The 20385-nt window shown below is 44.7% G+C and carries 22 protein-coding genes; 8 read left to right on the plus strand and 14 right to left on the minus strand.

The features are described 5' to 3' along the window. Genes allE through GO493_RS20645 form a run of 5 tightly spaced genes read left to right on the plus strand, consistent with a single transcriptional unit; the run spans position 1 to position 3216 of the window. Complete coding sequence (gene allE / locus GO493_RS20625; RefSeq protein WP_157308127.1) at positions 1-747, plus strand: (S)-ureidoglycine aminohydrolase; 747 nt, start codon at positions 1-3, stop codon at positions 745-747. Beyond that, a complete protein-coding gene (uraD, locus tag GO493_RS20630; RefSeq protein ID WP_157308128.1) occupies positions 744-1250 on the plus strand; it encodes a 2-oxo-4-hydroxy-4-carboxy-5-ureidoimidazoline decarboxylase in 507 nt (168 codons plus the stop codon). Before allE ends, uraD begins: the two co-directional genes overlap by 4 nt. Further along, on the plus strand, positions 1247-1585 hold the full coding sequence (uraH, locus tag GO493_RS20635) for a hydroxyisourate hydrolase (RefSeq protein ID WP_157308129.1): 339 nt from the start codon (positions 1247-1249) through the stop codon (positions 1583-1585). Before uraD ends, uraH begins: the two co-directional genes overlap by 4 nt. An 11-nt stretch (positions 1586-1596) precedes the next feature. Next, a complete protein-coding gene (locus GO493_RS20640) occupies positions 1597-2955 on the plus strand; it encodes a DUF6986 family protein (protein WP_157308130.1) in 1359 nt (452 codons plus the stop codon). A 45-nt stretch (positions 2956-3000) separates the two neighbouring features. Next, positions 3001-3216: a KTSC domain-containing protein gene (locus GO493_RS20645; protein WP_157308131.1), complete on the plus strand. Its 216-nt coding sequence runs from the start codon at positions 3001-3003 to the stop codon at positions 3214-3216. On the opposite strand, the gene GO493_RS31290 is transcribed toward GO493_RS20645, so the two are convergent. Continuing rightward, positions 3202-3336: a hypothetical protein gene (locus tag GO493_RS31290; protein ID WP_262885978.1), complete on the minus strand. Its 135-nt coding sequence runs from the start codon at positions 3334-3336 to the stop codon at positions 3202-3204. The genes GO493_RS20645 and GO493_RS31290 overlap by 15 nt on opposite strands. A gap of 321 nt (positions 3337-3657) precedes the next feature. On the opposite strand from GO493_RS31290, the gene GO493_RS20650 reads away from it, so the two are divergent. Next, the gene (locus GO493_RS20650; RefSeq protein WP_157308132.1) at positions 3658-4992 is read left to right on the plus strand and encodes a serine hydrolase; all 1335 of its coding nucleotides are present in this window, start codon (positions 3658-3660) and stop codon (positions 4990-4992) included. Between the two features lie 30 nt (positions 4993-5022). Here GO493_RS20650 and GO493_RS20655 read toward each other — a convergent pair whose 3' ends face one another. Continuing rightward, positions 5023-5982, minus strand: a complete 960-nt coding sequence (locus GO493_RS20655) for a 2-hydroxyacid dehydrogenase (RefSeq protein WP_157308133.1) — start codon at positions 5980-5982, stop codon at positions 5023-5025. 408 nt (positions 5983-6390) lie between these two features. Here GO493_RS20655 and GO493_RS20660 point away from each other — a divergent pair, with 408 nt between their 5' ends. After that, complete coding sequence (locus GO493_RS20660) at positions 6391-7368, plus strand: zinc metalloprotease (RefSeq protein WP_157308134.1); 978 nt, start codon at positions 6391-6393, stop codon at positions 7366-7368. A 52-nt stretch (positions 7369-7420) separates the two neighbouring features. On the opposite strand, the gene GO493_RS20665 is transcribed toward GO493_RS20660, so the two are convergent. The 5 genes from GO493_RS20665 to GO493_RS20685 form a co-directional block, all read right to left on the minus strand. Beyond that, a complete protein-coding gene (locus tag GO493_RS20665; protein ID WP_157308135.1) occupies positions 7421-7960 on the minus strand; it encodes a YbhB/YbcL family Raf kinase inhibitor-like protein in 540 nt (179 codons plus the stop codon). Between the two features lie 77 nt (positions 7961-8037). Further along, positions 8038-8244 carry a helix-turn-helix domain-containing protein gene (locus GO493_RS20670; protein WP_317165449.1) on the minus strand — a complete coding sequence of 69 codons (207 nt, stop codon included), beginning with the start codon at positions 8242-8244 and terminating at the stop codon, positions 8038-8040. 58 nt (positions 8245-8302) lie between these two features. Beyond that, positions 8303-8977, minus strand: a complete 675-nt coding sequence (locus GO493_RS20675) for a TIGR02117 family protein (protein ID WP_157308136.1) — start codon at positions 8975-8977, stop codon at positions 8303-8305. A gap of 122 nt (positions 8978-9099) precedes the next feature. Continuing rightward, complete coding sequence (locus GO493_RS20680) at positions 9100-9552, minus strand: hypothetical protein (RefSeq protein WP_157308137.1); 453 nt, start codon at positions 9550-9552, stop codon at positions 9100-9102. Between the two features lie 113 nt (positions 9553-9665). After that, positions 9666-10511 carry a rhomboid family intramembrane serine protease gene (locus GO493_RS20685; protein ID WP_157308138.1) on the minus strand — a complete coding sequence of 282 codons (846 nt, stop codon included), beginning with the start codon at positions 10509-10511 and terminating at the stop codon, positions 9666-9668. Positions 10512-10638: 127 nt separating this feature from the next. Here GO493_RS20685 and GO493_RS20690 point away from each other — a divergent pair, with 127 nt between their 5' ends. Continuing rightward, entirely contained in the window at positions 10639-11166 is a 528-nt protein-coding gene (locus tag GO493_RS20690; protein WP_157308139.1) for a DinB family protein, read from the plus strand. Here the strand turns inward: GO493_RS20690 and GO493_RS20695 are convergent. The 7 genes from GO493_RS20695 to GO493_RS20725 all read right to left on the minus strand — a co-directional run bounded on the left by GO493_RS20695 (position 11155) and on the right by GO493_RS20725 (position 20265). After that, complete coding sequence (locus GO493_RS20695; RefSeq protein ID WP_232538913.1) at positions 11155-12396, minus strand: alkaline phosphatase family protein; 1242 nt, start codon at positions 12394-12396, stop codon at positions 11155-11157. The two genes, GO493_RS20690 and GO493_RS20695, sit on opposite strands and share 12 nt — an antisense overlap. A gap of 74 nt (positions 12397-12470) precedes the next feature. Next, complete coding sequence (locus GO493_RS20700; RefSeq protein ID WP_157308140.1) at positions 12471-13925, minus strand: SusD/RagB family nutrient-binding outer membrane lipoprotein; 1455 nt, start codon at positions 13923-13925, stop codon at positions 12471-12473. Between the two features lie 5 nt (positions 13926-13930). After that, positions 13931-17338 carry a SusC/RagA family TonB-linked outer membrane protein gene (locus tag GO493_RS20705; RefSeq protein ID WP_157308141.1) on the minus strand — a complete coding sequence of 1136 codons (3408 nt, stop codon included), beginning with the start codon at positions 17336-17338 and terminating at the stop codon, positions 13931-13933. Between the two features lie 10 nt (positions 17339-17348). Next, the gene (locus tag GO493_RS20710) at positions 17349-18338 is read right to left on the minus strand and encodes a FecR family protein (protein ID WP_157308142.1); all 990 of its coding nucleotides are present in this window, start codon (positions 18336-18338) and stop codon (positions 17349-17351) included. 66 nt (positions 18339-18404) lie between these two features. Continuing rightward, entirely contained in the window at positions 18405-18968 is a 564-nt protein-coding gene (locus GO493_RS20715) for an RNA polymerase sigma-70 factor (protein WP_157308143.1), read from the minus strand. A 305-nt stretch (positions 18969-19273) separates the two neighbouring features. Next, positions 19274-19594, minus strand: a complete 321-nt coding sequence (locus tag GO493_RS20720) for a hypothetical protein (protein ID WP_157308144.1) — start codon at positions 19592-19594, stop codon at positions 19274-19276. 251 nt (positions 19595-19845) lie between these two features. Next, entirely contained in the window at positions 19846-20265 is a 420-nt protein-coding gene (locus tag GO493_RS20725; RefSeq protein ID WP_157308145.1) for a c-type cytochrome, read from the minus strand. Positions 20266-20385: the final 120 nt, after the last annotated feature.

Here is a 20385-nt window from a genome sequence, read left to right on the forward strand (position 1 = left end):
ATGGAAATATCAGCACTGACAAGATCTGTTGTAAAGAGTAATCATGCCGTGATCAGCCCGGACGGCTATGTTAACAGCGTAGTGCCCGGGTGGACCAACTGCAGGGTAAATGTGCTCATCAACGAACAGATGGGCGCCCGGCTGGGGCAGACGCTCATCACTGCCAATGAAGGCTGCACATTACATGGCACCACAGCAGCATCCCAGATCTTCTTTTATGTTATTGGCGGACAGGTAACCGTCAAAGCAGGCACCTCTGAAAAAGTGCTGGACAGCGGGCATTTTGTATATATACCTTCCGGGCAGTCATACCGGTTTGATCACTTTGCTCCGGGTACACAACTGGTCACTTTTCATAAGGTTTATGAAAAGCTGGAAGGTTATGAAACGCCTCCTATCCTTTTTGGAGATGCTGCCTATGTCCCGGCCCCTACTTACCTAGGAGATCCCGCTTTAAGGTTGCAGGTACTGTTGCCTGAACATCTGTCCTTTGATATGGCGGTCAACATCTTTACCTACGATCCCGGTGGTCATCTTCCGTTTGTGGAAACGCATATTATGGAACATGGGCTGCTGTACCTCCAGGGGCAGGGTATATACATGCTGGACCATCAGTGGTACCCTGTTAAAAAGGGAGATACTATCTGGATGGCCCCTTACTGCCAGCAATGGTTTACAGCAATGGGCAAAGAACCCGCTGTATATATCTACTACAAAAATGTAAACAGGTACCCTGCCACTTTATGACACTGGATGAGCTTAACCACCTGCCTCCTGCCCAGTTGCGGGAAAGTCTTACCCAGTGTTGCGGATCGGCTGCCTGGGTAGAGAAAATGATGGACAGCTTTCCCGTGGATAATGAAACGGCATTGCTGGATAGCGCTTCTTTACACTGGCATAGTTGTAGTGAACAGGACTGGAAGGAGGCCTTTACACATCACCCCAGGATAGGCGACCTGGCCACCCTGCAGCAAAAATTTGCCTCTACTGCCCAATGGGCTGCGGGAGAACAGGCAGGCGCTGCCAACGCTTCTATGGAAGTGCTGCAGGCCCTGGCAGAAGGGAACCGTCTTTATGAAGAAAAATTCGGATACATCTTCATTATATGCGCTACCGGGAAACCGGCCGCTGAAATGCTGCAACTGCTGAACGAAAGGCTGCAAAATAATGCCCGGGAGGAGATAAAGACTGCTATGGAAGAACAACTCAAAATCACTATCATCAGACTTAAAAAATTACTGATGCCATGAGCCAGATCACTACACATATACTGGACACTTCACGTGGTATGCCTGCGCAGGACATAATTGTTACACTGCATGGTGAACGGGGCACCACATGGGATTATATAGCCACCGGCGCCACCAACCAGGATGGCAGAATACCCGACCTGCTGGAGCCTGGTGTGGAACTGCCCCCGGGTATTTATAAGCTGAAGTTTGAAACGCAACACTATTTTGACCAGCTTAACATACCCGCTTTCTACCCCTTTATTGAAGTTATCTTTCACATCAGTGGCCCTGAACACTACCATGTTCCCCTACTGCTTAACCCATTCGGATATTCCACTTACCGTGGTTCATAAAAATCGTTACTATGCAATGCTCTATTACTGATAATGAAAAGAACGGATTACTGGATGCCTTACGCATCGCCAACCTGAAATTCCAGCAGGTATACCCGGGAGATAAACCTGACAGGCAGCCCGTACATACTGTATATGGCGGGGCTAATCTATTTAAGGCAGATACCTGCCCCAGGATGGGAGAAATTGCCCTGAAACACCTGCAAACCTATGCTCCTGACCATAACATACTGGCCCAGGCACTGGAATGGGAAGATCATGAACAGCTATCGCCTGTTATTTATGATAAGATAGTCCGTAAATTACAGACGGAAGCTGTGGAAGATTTCCGTATAGATTTCGAAGACGGATTTGGCAACCGCCCGGACGATGAGGAAGACGCTACTGCCATAGCTGCCGCCGGCGAACTGGCGCAAGGCATGTTACTTAATACTATCTCTCCTTTCATAGGTATACGTATTAAACCTTTTACAGAAGATCTTAAACACAGGAGCGTAAGAACACTGGACCTGTTTCTTACTACGTTATTCAATAAAACTGAAGGAAAGCTACCGGACAATTTTGTGGTGATGCTGCCTAAGGTCACTATCCCTGAACAGGTCACTACGCTTGTCAGATTATTTGAGCTGCTGGAACAGAAACACCGGTTAACTCCCGGCACCCTGAAAATGGAAACGATGGTGGAAGCTACGCAGATCATTATGGATGATGAAGGCCGGAATCCGCTGATGAGGATCATCCGCGCCAGTGAAGGCAGATGCATAGCGGCACATTTCGGTACGTATGATTATACGGCTTCCTGCGGTATTACTGCCCGTTATCAGACCATGGCCCACCCGGTATGTGACTTTGCACATCATATGACCAAAGTGGCATTGGGAGGAACAGGCATCTTTCTTTCTGACGGCGCTACCAACGTAATACCTGTACCCTTATACAGAGGGGAGCAGCTGAGTGTTGTAGAGATGGAAGAGAACAGGGAACATGTACATCATGCCTGGCGGATTGGTTACGGGCATACCATGCACTCGCTCATAAACGGGTTTTACCAGGGCTGGGACCTGAACCCTGCACAGCTGCCTATGCGGTATGCTGCCACATATCACTTTTTCCTGAGTAATTACCAGGATGCCTTGTTCAGGTTGAAAACATTTGTGGAAAGAGCTGCTATATCGACCCTTACCAAAGATATTTTTGATGATGCCGCTACCGGACAGGGATTGCTTAATTTTTTCCTGAAAGCTATCAATTGCGGAGCCCTCTCTGAAGAAGAAGTGCTTGCTACCGGCCTGACACTGGATGAGATACGAACCCGGTCTTTTTACAGGATACTGGAAGGAAGAAGAAAATTGCAGAGAGCGCAATTATAGTGCAGAGGTTGCTCAATTTGGCGCGGCAATTGTGCGATATGATTTATGCCATCAACTGTAGTACATAGAATGCATTATGACAAAGCTCATGCAACGTTAAGGATCATTTTTGTATCAGGAATGGTATATGATTATAAAAACGTTCCTGAAGAAGTGTATAATACGATGAAAAGTTCTTTTTCCAAAGGTACTTTTCTGAATGAACACATCAAGGGGCACTATGCATATGAAAAGGTGACAGACCGGTCAGTGCATCCCTAACCACAACAGACCATCAATAATAAACTGATCCTGCATGGCATTGCCGAATGTGAACGACAGTTCCTTATTGGAGTTGTGTTCATAATCGATATCGTTATGTCCCATATTAACGTAGATCATCCTGTATTTTTTATTGGTCCATACTACGGGGTAATAACCGTTCTACCAGATCTCGTGTTGTTTAGGGCCGGAACCGAATGGGATCACTTTAAAAGATTGTGCCTGTACGGCTATCAGTGATAAAATGAAGATTAATCCCAAAAGAAGCCCTTTCATAACAAATATTTTAGCATTTACAAAATATACTATTACCTTTAAATATCCGACATAGCCTCACAGTCTGGTAGTGTATCAGTTGATTTTTTATCAAGGAATAGTCTGGCCCTGCGGGCCAAACTGAGACACTATCTACAGTCTTATCCCACCTTAAAACATACAAACATGAAAAGATTATTCTCCCTTTTTTTAATGGGCATATTTGCCTGTGCTCATGGGCAAAACACTTATGCTAAGCTAGACACATTGCTGAATGCCTATACTACTACCTATAAGTTCAATGGCACAGCACTTATTGCCAAAAACGGGAAGATCATCCTTAATAAAGGATATGGGTACAGACATGTAGAGGACAGTACAAAAAATACAGAAAATTCCATCTTCCAGATCGGCTCTGTTACCAAACAGTTCACCGCCGTTATTATCCTGAAACTACAGGATGAAAAGAAACTCAATATCCAGGATAAAGCAAGTAAATACTTTCCTGATTATCCGCAGGCGGACAGCTTTACTATTGCCCAGCTGATGGCCCATACTGCCGGGGTCTATAACTATACAAGTGACAGAGATTTTATGCAGAACGAAGTGACCAAATATGCCAGCAGGGAAAAGATCTTTAACATTATCAGGAATAAACAGTTGCAATTCAAACCCGGCACTGACTGGGCTTATTCCAATTCAGGATATATGCTGCTGGGATATATTATTGAAGATGTTACCCACAAGCCCTATTACCAGGTAGTACGGGATTACATCTTCACGCCACTGCATATGGACCATAGCGGGTTTGATTTTACTCATCTTGTAAACAAGGATAAAGCCACCGGCTATTTTAAGCTGACCGAAACAGGCAGTACAGCTTCTACTATAGTAGATTCTTCCGTATCTTTTGCTGCAGGCGCTATTTATTCCACAACAGCAGATCTTTACAAATGGCATCAGGCCTTACAGCATTATAAGATCATTCCAAAAGCTACCCTGGAGCAGGCCTATACACCTGTGCTTCACAAATACGGTTATGGTCTTGACATTGATTCTACCCAGGGGAAAAGAATGATATCACATACAGGAGGAATTCATGGGTTTACTTCAATACTGACCAGAATACCGGAAGATGATGTATGTGTGATCCTGCTGAACAATGCTCCTGGCGGGCTTAACAAACTATCCAACAGTATTGTGGCTGCCTTGTATGATCAGCCTTATGATATTCCCCGGACCAGGCAGGCTATCAGTGTCAGTGAAGATGTATTGAAACAATATGTGGGCGAGTATGAGCTTCGTCCGGGATTCACTATTGTATTTACAGTGAAGGATGGCGCGTTGATAGGGCAACCTACCAAACAGGACCCGGCACAGCTTTATGCGGAGAAAGAGGATTACTTTTTCCTGAAAGTGGTGGATGCCCAGGTAAAGTTTACCAGGAATGAGAAGAATGAAGTGGATGGGATGGTGCTTTACCAGAATGATAATGAGACGAAAGGAAAAAAAATAAAATAGTTTAAAAAAGCCGGCCTATGGTCGGCTTTTTTAAACTACACTGTGTGGCAGCTTATCTCCTTTCAGCCCGGCAATTACATTCCTGGCGGCAATAACAGACATAGCAGCTCTTGTTTCTTCAGTGGCGGAACCTATATGTGGCAATATGGCTACATTGGGCATTTCCAGCAACGGATTGCCAGGCTCCATAGGTTCCGGATTGGTAACATCCAGCCCGGCACCCCAGATCATGCCGTTCTGCAGTGCGGCTACCAGGTCCGGCTCGTTATGCACGCCTCCCCTGGCAGTATTGATAAAAATGGAAGACGGCTTCATCTTACTGAAAGCTGCTTTATCAAAAATACCTGTTGTTTCAGGCGTTAATGCGGTATGTACAGAAACAACATCGCTTTGCTGCAGCAGTTCATCAAAAGAAACCCTTACAGCTCCCAGCTTTTTTTCTGCCTCTTCGTTACGGCCGCGGTTATGATAGATCACTTTCATATCGTAGGCCCCTATACATTTTTTTGCCAGCTCAAAGCCTATCTTACCCAGTCCCAATATGCCCAGTGTTTTTCCGTTCAGTTCTATCCCGAGGTTAGCTGTAGGGTCCCAGAAATTCCAATTGCCTTTAAGAATTTCCTTGTGCATAAAGAAAGCCTTGCGGGAAACGGACAACATCAGCAGGAAAGCGGTATCGGCAGTAGCTCCGCTTAATACGCCGGGGGTATTTCCAACGGGAATACCGAGTGTTTTAGCAGCTTCAACATCAACATTATCATACCCGACAGAAAGCAGGGATACTACTTTGAGGTGTTTACATGCCTCAAGAAAAGAGCGGTCTATTTTATTGGGACCGGAGCTCAGCAGGGCATCATGTTCTTTACAGCGGCTGATCAGCTCATCCGGTGTAAGGTCTCTTCTATCTGTCCATATCGTTGTTTCAATACCAGCTTCCCTGAGCAACTGCAATCCTGTGGCTGGTATATTCCTTGTTATAAACACTTTCATAATTATATCCTGTTTATGTTACATTGAGCATTAAAATAATACACTCCTTCAAACAATCCAATACCAGGGTAGTCTGGCTACCTATGGCAATCAAGCTGAGACAATAAGAATAAATGCCGGATTTCAGGGATATTTATACTCATTTACCTGAGTTAGCTTTGCGTTCTGGTACAACAAGGGTGCCACTCTGTGTTCTGTATTCTCACTTGTGTAAATAAAAATCTGAAAGAACGCATAGTTGTTCATTTTAGTCCTAGTCGTTTGGCCTTTTAAGTTCTTACTTAAAAGGCTTTTTTTATACTGGTAATAATCCTTAAATTTAATAGTCAACCTGCATCAATCTATCCTGACTCTCTCCCGGATTATAAACCCTACGATGATGTATGAGTTAACCAAAATCTGTAAACGATGAAAAAACTATTTTTCTTATTAGCATGTGGAACCCTTTTGCTTAATGCCTGTTCCAAAAATGAAAAGCCGATAACCGGTGATACCCCTGAAGCAGAAGCACCACTTCCCCAGGGCAGACGTTGCGCTTCCATGGACGTATTAAAAGACCAACTGGCTAAAGACCCTTCACTGGCCGGCCGTATGGCGAGGATCGAAGAGCTGACCGGCCGCCTTGCTAAAGATCAGTCACTGATGAGATTATTGCCTGACGGCTCTATTGAGATCCCTGTTGCAGTAAATGTTCTTTACAGAACAGCTGCGCAGAATATCTCCCTGGCGCAGATCCAGTCGCAGATAGATATTTTGAACAAGGACTATAATGGCCTTAACTCAGAGTATGGCAGCGTTCCATATTATAATTCTGTGAAAGCTGCTGTAGGCATCCACTTTGTACTGGATACCGTTGTAAGGAAATCTACCACACGCACCAGCTGGGCTACCAATGACGCTATGAAACGTACTTCTACCGGTGGCCTGAACGCTATCACTCCGGATTCAGTGCTGAATATCTGGATAGTGGGAGCAATGACCGGCGGTGTGATAGGCTATGCACAGTTTCCCGGCGGCACTGCTGCTACTGATGGTGTAGTAATAGTTCACAGCTGTTTTGGTAATACCGGTACAGCTGCCGCCCCCTTTAACCTGGGCAGGACCGCTACGCATGAAATTGGCCACTGGCTGAACCTTCGTCATATCTGGGGCGATGCTAACTGTGGTAATGACTTTGTAGGAGATACTCCGCTTCATAATGAAGAGAACTATGGTTGTCCTACACTTCCTCATTACAGCACCTGTACAGGTACTCCGATAGAAATGACCATGAACTATATGGACTATACAGACGATGCCTGTATGTATATGTTCACCCAGGGACAGAAGACCAGGATGCTGGCTACCTTCCTGACCGGTGGCGGACGTAACGGCTTTGCTCAATAAACAAAAAGAACTCCCGGGAGAGAGTTCTTTTCCTGTTATTCCGGCAATGCTATTAACGCTGTCCGTAGGCAACTATAGATGCTTTTCCCAACAAATTGCCATTGAGGTTAAACCCAATAAAAGCAGCAGTTGCATTTTTATCCAGATCCAGCTTACTTTTCAGGGCGTATACTGTGATCAGGTACAGGTGTGGCAGGCCTGGGACAGGTGCAGGGCCTACATAACCCGGTTTACCCAGGTCGGTAATTCCCTGTATAGCACCGGTAGGCAGAAGGTTCTTAGATGCGTCTCCGGCGCCTGTTTTCAACTCTTTCACATCGGCCGGGATATTATATACCACCCAATGCCAGAAACCACTCCCGGTAGGTGCATCGAAATCATACATGGTGACAGCAAAGCTTTGTGTTCCGGCAGGAGCATTTTCCCAGGATAACTGCGGAGAAATATTCTCTCCTTTAAAGCCCATACCATTAAGGTATTGCTTCAGAACGAACTGCCCGCTCAGGTCATTACTTTTAAGGGTAAAGGTCTGTGCCCATGCTGTAGTACATGTAATGACAATAACAACTAATAATGCGCTGATTCTTTTCATATTACCTTGATTTTGTAAGCACAAAACTACAAGGCAATACGGCTTTCCTTTTAGGGCTGACAGTTCAAAAACTGTCGTTAAACGTTCAATTTCTGCTGCTGGTATTCACTGGGGGTAATGCCATATACCTGTTTGAAAGACTGAGTGAAGCTGGAATGGTTCTCATATCCTAACTTATGATAGATCTCTCCAGGTTTTTCCCTGTAGCTTAACAACATAGTAGCGGCCTGCTCCGGGAGACTGGTACGGCGTGATATAAATATTATCTGTAAATGTCTGTTCACTGGCTGGGATCAAATTGTCCGGGAGATTGTAGATCTGCATGATATAAGGGTAGATAATCTAGCGATACTGGTAAAAAATGCCTTTATCGAAGGGAGTCCAGAGACAGGCTTTTTGTCCGCAGCTTTTCAGGCCTTTGTTTGCCCAGGTATTGCAGGTGAAGAAGAGATTATATCTTCCCTTAGCTTCGTAAAAGGCATCTGTTTTACCGTAATTGGCGTTGGTGACAATGTTTATAACATTCCCGTTCTCATCTCTGTCAAAACTTTGCTGAATATAATTGATCAGTCTTGCGTATTGGGAGCTGTCTATGTTAAGGCGAATGCAGTCAGCGCCTTCCTTCATATTGCGGTAATAAGTAGCATGTATAGCGGATGTGCTTAGCGCTGTAGCGGCTTTGAAAGCGGTGCTGAATTTCAGGTCTGCCCAGGTAGGGGTTTCGAGATAAAAGCCTTTATCTCCCCAGCCGAAGGCCAGCCATTGTGCAGTTGTATCTTTTCCGGTTGTGTTTTCAAATAGCACCTGTTTGCTCCAGTCTATCTGTGTATTTCTTACTGGTACAACAAGATCTGTATGTACACCGTTCGTGAGGATGTAAAGAGGTATGTCTTCTTTCAATGCTGTTTCTTTTGCGATGCTGATACGGGAAAAGAGAAATGCGCATAACAGGTATAGGACAACTAACAGTACAGGAGTTGTAATTGTCCACCCGAGGATCTTTAATATTCTTTTCAAATTGTAAGGTATTACTTGCGGGTAAATGTAAATAAAAAAGCCTTACTGCTTGCGCAGTAAGGCTTCGAATATTTTAGGGGTATACGGGGATAAAAACTGATTGAATTCTGATTGCTATTTTTTTATAGCATTTCGGGATTGAGAGGGACTATTTTGGTGATTTTGCCGACCTCTGATTTCATGATGTCCTGTTCTGAATGCAGCCGTTTGATCTCTTCGGTAAGCGCTCCGAGTTTCAGCTCGATCCTGTTTAACTGGTCTCCCATTCTGAAGGAAGTTAGTTGCAGCATGGTGGTTGTCGCTTTCAGATTTTCAATGCTGCCATTCATTACATTAAATCCAGATTGCAGATCGTCTACTTTAGTTTCGAGACGTTCTACTTTGGTTTCAATGCTTCCGACTCTGGTGTCGAGTTTGTCAAACCTGGTGTCGAGTTTGTCAAACCTGGTTTCAAGTTTGTCAAACCTGGTTTCGAGTTTACCAACCTTGGCATCTAATTTTGCGATGTCAGATTTTAACTCTGCCTTCGTACCTGCAATTTCAGTTCTCAGGTCAGTACCTAAGTCAACTATCATTGCATGCGTATCACCTAACCTGGTGACGATCATCTGTGATAATTCCATTTGATTCATAAATAAAGATCTTTTTTTCGAAGTTAAATCATCGCTCAATTCACTCCAAAAATTTATTAACTCACGGACTGTGAATATCTCTGCAATGTTTCCCGTTCTTTCTTCGTTAAACTCTTTATTCCTTTTTTATGGATCTTCTCCAGTAACATATCAATCTCTTTCTGCCTATCTACTCTATCAAGATTATACCTGTCATCAATATCATAATCTCCTCTATGCGTTTTGAAATAGTAATTATCGATCAACAAAATGTGTGGCCTTGTTACAATCATGTAGATAAAAAATATGCATGGTGTAGCAATAGCAAGAATAGTAAGATAATTACTCATCATGGTAGAAGGCATGAGGAACACTGCAATCAATAATCCTGTCAATGCGCCCCCCAGATGCGCTTCGTGTCCTATATTGTCACTCTTTGACCTGATACCGTAAATAGAATATAACACGTACAGCACACCATACAGCCATCCGGGAACCGATAAAGGCAATATGAAGAAGCCTACGCTCATACCCGGAAACAGTGCAATGGAAGCGAAGATGACACCACATACGGCACCTGACGCGCCTACAGAACTATAGTCACCATGGTTACGATGTATCAGTAGTGAAAGCAGGTCACCTCCTACCAGGCTGGCAAAATACAGTAACAGGAACCTGGCCGGTCCCATATAGAGTTCCAGGCTTCCACTGAAAGCATAGAGTGAGAACATATTGAAGAACAGGTGCATCCAGCTTACATGCAGGAAGCCGGACGTAAGCACTCTCCAGTATTCTTTATAGATCAGTACCTTATCCACTTCAAAGGAATATTTCTCAAAGAAAGCTCGATCTCTGAATCCTTTCCAGGATACGAGCACATTAGTAAGAATAATTACCAGGTTAATAATTCCAATGAAAGCCATTCAGTAGTCATTTTTTAGCAGCAATAAGCGGCTGCAATATTGAGATTAATACGAATATATTCAAATATGCCGCTTCCGCATAGCATTTTTGTGGGAAAATGTTTAATATTATTCCAAACACGCTACTATGATCAGTAAACCTCAACCAGGCGAATACCTGGATTATCAGAAAGTATACATTGACCATGTGGGAGATGCATCCGTACCGGAGATACTACCGGAACTGAAAGAAAGTACATATGCCCTTTTCAGCAGCATTCCGGAGGAAAAAGGGTTATATGCTTATGCTCCGGGAAAATGGACCATCAAAGAAACACTGGCGCATATAATAGATACAGAGAGAGTATTCGCGTACAGGCTATTATGCTTTGTGCGGGGGGAGAAACAGGGGTTACCGGGGTTTGAGCAGGACGACTACGTAGCCAACTCATTTGCCAATGACCGGCTATTGCAGGACCTGGCAAATGAGTATAAAGCTGTACGTGAGTCTTCTATTTACCTGTTACGTAATCTGAAGAAAGAACAGGAAGCGGTAAAAGGCATTGCCAATAACAATCCTATTTCCGTGAGGTCCCTGGCCTACATGATTCCCGGCCATGAGCTGCATCATGTAAAGATCCTTAAAGAAAAATACCTGCCAGGCTTACAGGCTTAACCATCCGTTGATGGTGTTATCGCCTGTTTCCAGCACTACTTTATAAAACGATGAAGGCAGCTCTTTCACATCTATAAGAACATGATTATCCTTCAGGGCAACTTCTGCCAGCAGGCGGTACTGATCGGTGCCGCCTGTTTTAAAATTGTTTGTAGTGGTTACCCATATCTTTACTTTCTGACCGGGCTTTTCTTCAAAGGATTTCCATTTCACATCGAGATAACCCTGTATATAATTCAGCGACAGGCTGGCAACTGCTACCTTTCCTATCATCGGTATACCATCTACTTCACGCAAGGTTTGCTCCGGGACCTTCACTCCCAGGAAACGCGCCATTGTTGGCATAATATCTACAATAGCCGGCTCATAGTACTGTGCGTAACTGTTCAGTGGTTTATAATTTGTAACCATCCAGGTACTTCTCTGTCTCATGGATTGGCCGCCATGGTCCTTGCCTGTCTTTTCATCGCGACCATGATCTGTGGTGATAATGATCATCCAGTCTTCCGGAAAATGCTGCTGACGGTAAGAGATCGCTTCCCATAAACGGCCCATCTGTTTGTCCATCATTTCAACAGCCCTGTAAAACTCGGGGCTGTCACCATAGCCATGTCCCATATCATCGGTATATTCAAGATATACCCATGATAAAGAGGGAGCTTTTGACCTGATACCAGCTACAGCTTCGTCAATTACTTTTTCGTCAATGGCGTGCATAAAATCCCGTTTACGGTCATGCGGGAACTTTACAGTATCCAGCTCATATCCGTCTGCATGCAGATCTATTTTCACATTACCGGCAGCGGGAAGCCCGTCTCCTGCCAGTTTGGTACGGTTATCAAGCCAGCTGGAATAAATAGCGGTCTGTTTCTCCGGGAACTGCTCTTTAAACAGCCTGAAGATATTATAGTAATTATAGTTAGGCGCTTTAATATCATTGTCAGGTACGTTATGTTTATTCACCCATACGCCGGTAAGCAGGCTGTTATAGCCTACAGCTGAAATGGTAGGGGTCTGGTTGTAGGTGCCTTTGTCACCGCCAACATGCATGCGTACATAGCTGCCCCTGGCAGCAATACCATCAATATTAGGCGTGGCTACTTTCTCCAGCACATCTGCCGGGATACCATCTGCAATGACAAATACTACTTTCTTTTCCCGTTGCTGGGCGTGGAGTGTGCCTGCCAGCCAGAGGCAGAGGCAGGATACGAGGTATATCTTCTTCATCATAAATTTAAGTTAGAGAAAATTGCGCAGAAATCGCTTTCGCCTTCGGTGAAAGCGATTTTGCGCAGAAACAGCGGTTATTCTGCTTTCAGCAACCACATTACGCCATTAATATTATCGTCTCCGCTGAATTGGCTATTGATAGCGGCATTCACATTATTCTCGTTATTCTGCAATTCAGTAACAGGGTACATCCAGCGTTTAGGGACCTTCTTATTGTTCAGCGCTCCGTCACCAGATACATCAAATACGGGCATCCCGGTGCGGCGTTGTTCATAAAATGACTGCCAGTCGCTGTTCATGAAAGAAGCAATATATTTCTGTGTCAGGACAGCTTCCAGCTGGCCGGTAGCTGGTAACGGATGTAACGCCAGGTAATCAGCTTTCTGCACCTGTGCAATTTTATAGAACGAGAGTGAAGCGTCTATGCCTTTCCTGTAATGCTCAGCCGCATCTCCACTTATCCAGCCACGCAATACTGCCTCTGCCAGTATAAATTCCTGTTCTGCGTAGCCTAATGCAATGCTGGGCTCATTCACCGGGTCATTGAAGTAGCGTGACTTTATCTTGGATACCTGGCCAGCCAGTACTTTACTGCTGTTCTCACTGAGGGCAGCACTTCCTTTGGCGCCGCCATAAGCGCTGAGATCGTTGTCAGGTTTCGTACTGTATTGAGGCGCTTTCTCTGCAAATACAAACAGGCGCGGGTCCTGCAATCCCTTCAGCAATTCTACAAAACTTTCTTCCATGTAATAGGCCGTCTGCAGGTCATTATTTGAATAGGTAGGATAACGTGAACCCTGTATATCGTAGAATACCAGCTGGCCGTTATCTGCATTCCCTGTCATTAAAGGATATGTAGCGGGAGCGTTGACAATCTCTGAAAAGCGGCCCTTTACATTCAGTGTTGCGTTATTCTCTTTGAGGGATAAGCTCATCAGTATACGAAGAGACAGAGCATTGATCAACTGTTTCCATTGTTCCATTTTCCCACCAAACAGGATATCTCCTTCTACAGATGCTGTGCTTCCTGTGATCAGGGTGTTGGCTTCTTTCAGATCGTTCAGTACAGACAGGTAAATATCCTGTTGCTTATCGTATGCCGGCGATATTGTATCCTGTTCTCCTCTCAATGCCTGGGAGTAGGGTATATCTCCAAAGGTATTGGTCAGTTTCATGAAATACCAGGCTTTAAAGAATTTCACCAGCGGAAGGTATTCCGGCTTGTTCATCCTGACTGCCGCCTCTTCCATCTTTACTACCTGGTGCAGATTATTATATCCGTCAAAGCCTGCTCTTGTCCATCCGTAATACTGTTCATTGGATACGCTGTTGATAAATACCATTTGCCGGGTAGCCAGTGCAGCACTCAGGCTGGTGGACTGAAAGGCCTGCTGGATAACGGTATTCAGCAACAGGTCAGGTGTTGACTGTGTAGGTTTGTTCGGGTCCTCCTGGAACTTTTCAAATTTGCTGCAACCTGTTATTATGACGAGCAATAACAGCATTGCTACAGTATATATTCTCCTCATGATGATCAGAATTTAAGATTAAGATTGAAACCAATGCTTCTTGTGGAGGGCGTCTGCAGGTTGTCTTCTCCTGCATCAGGATCTACATTCGGCATATTAGTGAACAGCAGCAGGTTACGGCCAACAACAGAAATATCTGCACTGCGGAAGATATGTCCTTTCAGGAGTTTGTAAGGCACTCTCCAGGTCAGGGTTACCTCCCTCAGTTTAAGGAAGCTCTGTGAGTAATAGTTGTAGTTGGTGTTCACTCCATTGCTGGTATTGGTCATGTACTGGATATAGTTAACGCCCTGGGTATTGGGTGCAAAGGTCCTTGTATCGCTCACCAGGTTGCCATTTGAATCGTATATGGCTTCACCACCGGTCACTACCACACCTTTGCCTACATAGGTTGCCTTACCTTCATTTGCATCGTCCCTGAACTGGTTCACTGTACCCGGGTGAGTACCGCCCCACCACATTTTCTGGTTGGTAGTGGAATACATCAGGCCTCCCAGGCGCCCATCCACCAGGAAACGCAGACTGAAGTTGCCGTAAGAGAAGCTGTTCTCCAGGCCATAGATCAGGTCAGGATCACTGTTGCCTACAAAACGTTTGATATTATCTTCAAGAGGGAATCCGTCGTTCTTATAAATGATATTCCCGGAAGGATCATGCTGGTATACGGTGGCAAAGATCCTGTCTGTACGGTCTCCTTCTTCCAGGTATTCCAGCTGGCTGCCACCGCCGGAGATCTCTTTTAAATAACGGCGGTAAGTGCTCAGGTTTAACAGCACATCCCAGCGGAAATGGCCGGTGCGTACAGGATTGGCAGTTGCTACTACTTCCAGGCCCCTGCGCTGATAAACATGCCCGTTCTCCAACCTGGAAGCGAAACCGCTGCCCAGTGATACCGGTATTTTGAGAATATTGTTGTAGTCTTTTGTCTGGAAATAAGTTACCTCCAGCCCGAGTCTGCCACCCAGGAATTTTGCGTCGACCCCGGCTTCCCAGCTGTCTGAAGTTTGCGGATGCAGGGATGAATTATAGATCACATCTCCGTATTCAAGCGAAGGTTTATTGTTCCAGGTAGTACCTTTATTAAATGATGGCAGGTAGCCATAAGTGTAGTTGTTATCCAATGTTCCACTGGATACTCTTGACAGGGCGCCTCTGGCCTTCAGGAAAGAGAACCATGACGGCATATGTACCAGTTGCGATATTACTACGGCCCCTGTCACTGAAGGATAGAAGAAACTATTGTTGGCTACGGGCAATGTAGAGATCTTGTCATTACGGCCTGTAACTGAGATATACACAGCGTTATACAGTTCCAGGTCTACGAGTCCGTAGAAGCTCCTGGTGCGACGTTCTTCCAGCCAGTTGAATGACTGTACGGGGTTAGCTGAGTTGCTGAGGTTATACAGGTTGGGAATAGTTAATCCATCAGTGCTGCTGGAGTCGGACTTTTCATTCCTGTAGTAATTGGATGCGCCAGCCTGTGCACGGATCTTGAAATGTTCGTTGAAGGTATGGTTGTAATCCAGCGTCAGGTCAGATACTATGTCAAAATAACTTGCTGATGTAATAGTATACTGGCCTCTTGATTTGTTACCATAGCCAATGTAACTCTTTGGTTCATTGTAATTGCGATTCAGGCTATACTGGTTGATACCATTACGGAACTTTGCCGTGAACGAAGGACTGATCTTATAGGTCATATCCACAGACCCGAAAGTATTGTTCTTGTCATACCCACGCAGGTATTCATATGCCTGGAAATAGGGGTTGTTATAGTAGGAGGTATTGTAATGACGTTGTTGTATACCTTCCTTCCCTTTTACCCAGTAATTACGCAGGTCACGCACGTCGATATCCGGCCCTGTCCACAGGATCAGGTTGTACAGGTAGTTGGTAGGGCCATAACCTGTTTCAGGGAAGTTATGTGTATACTCTTTGTTGTAGCTGATACGGCCATTTACCGTAAAGTCTTTACTCAGGTTATAATTGCCGGAAATATTGAAGGAAGTGTTCTTCAAATCGGTATTAGGCACAATACCCTGTTGATAAATATGTGATGCAGATGCCCTGAAGTTACCATTCTCACCGCTCTTTGTAAAGCTCAGGTTATTGCTGGAGATCACCCCGGTACGGAAGAAGTTCTTCACATTATTCCTTCCTCTTGACAGGAAAGGCAGTGGGATGAGCTCTCCTGTATTTGGATCTACCGGGCTATTGAACTGGGTGGTCTCGAAATAGCCGCTTGGAGTAGAAGGATCACGCTGGTCCAGTTTTGGGCCCCATATCCATCCACCACCTTCCGGTCCGCTACCGGAGCCGTCTATATACCTGTACTCTCCCATATACCCGTTACCGTAAGTGGTCTGTACTTTAGGTATACGGATGAAGCTGGTCTGAAACTGTGTTGAGGAATTGAACTCTACGCTGAGGTCTTTTGAACCGCCTCTTTTAGTGGTGATCATGATAGCGCCGTTCATACCGATAGAGCCATATAATGCAGATGCAGAGGCACCTTTCAATACGGTCATGTTTTCTATATCGTCTGCATTGATCTTATACAGGTCTGCAGTCTGATCGGGAATACCGTCAATTACGATCAATGGTTTTGCTCCGCGTAGCGAGATGCCGGGATCTGAGAACAGGTCTGTAGAGTTACGAATGGTGAGGCCGGCCACGCGGCCTGTCAGGGAGCTAACTACGTTTGATTCACGGGCTTTCACCAGGTCTGCGCCTTTAACTTCCTGCGCAGCGTATCCCAGTTTTGCTTTATCTTTTTTGATACCCAAGGCTGTTACCACTACTTCGGACAATTTTTTTTCATCGTCCTGCAGTGTTACTTCATAGGTACCACTCTTACCAACGGTAAGCTGATATTGCTGATAGCCGGTAAAGTTGAACAGCAGGATATCGCCTTCGTTCACCTTTATCTGGAAGTCACCGTTATCGTTAGACATGGTGCCTCTGTTGGTACCCTTTACCATAACGGATACTCCTGGCAATGGTTGTTTTTTACTGTCTGTCACCTTTCCCGAAATGGTCCTTTCCTGCGGTTCAACAGTTGAAGGAGCACCCGGTTTGATGATAATATTATTGTCCATGCAACTGTAACTGAAGGAAGCCTGACCTGCCAGCAGCTGCAATACCTTATCCAGGGTTGTTTTAGGGGCGTTTATATTTACCCTGCGGGCCATCAGGCCTGCCGGGTCCATGCAGATGATAGAATAACTGGTCTGTGTTTCGATCATTTCGAACACTTCTTCCAGTGATTTGTTCTGTACAGTAAGAGAACAGGGAACCTTATGCAGATCGGCCCTCATAGCGGCCGCCGACTGCATAGAAAAAAGGCAGCAAAGTAACAGGCATAGCCAGCCGTTACGCTGCGTAGAAATCAGACGTTGGTAAAAACGATACATAAATTGGCTTTTAGCGTGAATGTCTTGTATTGGTGTCAGTACCGGTGAACCTGACATTGTTCCCATCTATTGTGTAATCAAGATTGTCTGTTGCCCTGATCACGTCCAGTACATATCTGAGCGGTTTATCTTTAAACCTGGCAAAAAGTTTATAGCCAGCTATCTCCGGTGTGGAAAAGCTGATCTTCACATTGTACATTTTCTCAATCTTAAGCGCCGCCGCTTCCAGTGTTTCATTGCGGAACACCAGCAGGCGGGACGTCCATCCCGTTACAGTTTCAGGATCATAGCTGCCCTGTGTCACTTCCTTTGTAAGGCTGTTATAGCGCAGCTGCTGGCCGGGTTGCAGGTCATAGGGGCTTAGGGCCGGTAATGCTACCTGTATACGGCCTTCCAGCAGCGATACTGCTGTCTGTGTCTCTCCTTTATAGTGTGTGACATTAAATTTTGTACCTAATACCTGTACTTTCATGCTTCCCGCCTGTACAGAAAAAGGCTGATGAGCATTCTTTGTTACTTCAAACAATGCCTCTCCTTCCAGGAAGATATTGCGGTCTTCCTTACCAAAGTTTTCCCTGTAGCGGATAATGCTGGAAGGCGCCAGGTGCACCTGTGTGCCATCTGCCAGCTGTAATTGCAGTACCTGCCCCGGTGCGCTTCTCCGCTCCGTATATGCTATTGAGTGGTCAGGCCTGTGAAACAGGAGTGCAGCGGTTATTATAATACCCACGGTAACAGCAGCTGCTGCTACTGCCTTCCATCTCATAGATATAATATGGCGGCGGCGGTTAATGGCCTGTTTCACCTGTTCCAGCCTGTTGTTCAACAATACTTCATCAGGCTGTTGCCTGCTGGCCACCCAGATCTCTTCCAGGACAGCGTACTGTAACCTGTTGGACTCGGAAAGGTCCAGCCATGCGGCCAGAAAGAACTCTTCGTCTCTTGTGGTCTGGTGATTAAAATGACGTATGATCAATAGGTCTATATCCTGTTGTTCCAATGGCTGTTCTTTTTATACAGGAGAAAGACGTATAGGAGGAAAGGGTTCGTGACATGAAAAACGGAGTTAACATTTTGGTAATATAGCGTAGGCTTCTTTCAATATTCTCAACGCGCGGAACATGTGTGTTTTCACTGAATTGACGGAGATATTCAGCAGGCCGGCTATCTGATCGTAGCTGAAGCCTTCATCCCTGTGCAGCCGGAATACCAGCCGCATTTGTGGTGGCAGTTGTTCTATCAGTTGCCGGATATGGACCACCATATCTTTATACATTAATAAATGGTCAGGCTGCTGGTAACCTGCAACGGCATTTTCTTCCGGCGCTGCTTCGGGCAAATCAAACAGGAGCTTCTTCCTGCGGTAATAATCATATACCCTGTTCTTCACAGCAACATAGAGGTATGCGCCCAGCGTATTGCTGATCGTAAGCTGACTACGGTGCTGCCATAGGTGACAGAACATTTCAGCTACAATATCTTCTGCTTCATCCGTAGGATAGGGTAACAACACTTTTGCAAAGTTCAGCAGGCCTTCGTAATATCTTTTAAAGATAGCGTCAAAGGCCTCTTCATTACCGGAGATGAATAATTGCAGGTATTTATTTTCATCGAAGGAAAGCCGTGCCATTATTTCACGAAACTAAGTAACAGGTACGGCTTTCAATGTTAGCTTTTTATTAAGTCCATGTATCCTGCTGATAATCGGGATCCTGTTCCAGTGACAGATAGGTATCTACCGGGTTTTCGATTAATTAGTTAACGATACGGAAACAGGGTTTCATCTTTAATGAATTTATAGTTTTTGAAATCGATTTAAAACTACATGTTAAAATTTGCGCTTTTAAAATATTATAACCTATTTCTTTAAAAGTAAAAAAGCGGTTAAGGGCACTTTTGTTGCTCTTTAACCGCTTTTAATAACTTTTGGTGAGGTTATTTCTTACCTACTGCAGACCTAGGCATTACCAGTAGCTTTACAATAGTATGGGCTGTCAGTGACAGTAATACTACTACGCCAATGATAAGCAGTTGTTTTAAGGGAGTATCAAATACATCGAGGATGCCGGATACGCCTTTTCCTGCGTACATGTTTGCCATCAGGAAAACGATGAGGCCGCAGATCCATAAGGTAAGATGTGAATAGAAATAGCGTGTTTTCTGATAGCCGTTTTTTCCAAAAGATGTGAACAGTAAAAATACGTGGGCGATGAAGAAAAGCAGGGCTAGTGCTACAAGGGAGTTAAGTACAGTCATTTAAGATCAGTTTAAGCGTTGTGGTATAATGATTAAATAAGATACGATAAATGGTTATGCTTATTAAAGATATCTTTTTTAATTATTCAACCCAAGAGGGAGATTGTTATTTCTCAAAATGGGTTTCACCTTCGGCAAAACCCATCTTGAGAGAGAGATTTTTTTGCGCTGCGCGGCTATTTTTTTGAGGATATTTTTTTTGCCGGAGGCGAACGGTTTTTGAGATGTTTTTGTTTGCCCGGGGCGGACAGCTAATGTTCTACTTCCTGTCCTCCTGGTTTTGATGCAGGTTCTTTCTGCCCGTTATGACAGGTATAGCAGGTTACGGTCATCATTGTAGCGCCGTTCTCATCTTTACCTGACTTAAAATACTTCTTATTGATACGCAGGGTCATTTTCATCATTTCCCTGGCAGTTTCTTTTTCTTCTTTTGCATCACTGGCAAAATCCAGTTTCTGTGGATTATCAGCCTGTTTGGCGTGGCAGTAATCACATTTTACATTCAGCGCTTTGTTGTAGCTGCGCATCTCTTTCATGAGGTCATCATGACTGATATTCTTTGGCAGCACTTTCAGATTCTTCGCCTTTTCTTCCGGCGGTAGTGACAATGAACATAGGGATACTGCCAGCATAAGCGCCAGCGGTACTACCAAAGTCTTCTTTAATTGCATAACTATGGATTTTGACCGTAATGTAATTAGCTTCCTTAAAAACGGAACTTACAAAATAGTTATGACAATTTATATGACACCCAATATTTTATGATGTATGCCGGCAAAGCGGTAGCCTGC

Origin of the sequence: Chitinophaga tropicalis, from assembly GCF_009758205.1 — a bacterium.
Classification (GTDB): Bacteria; Bacteroidota; Bacteroidia; order Chitinophagales; family Chitinophagaceae; genus Chitinophaga; species Chitinophaga tropicalis.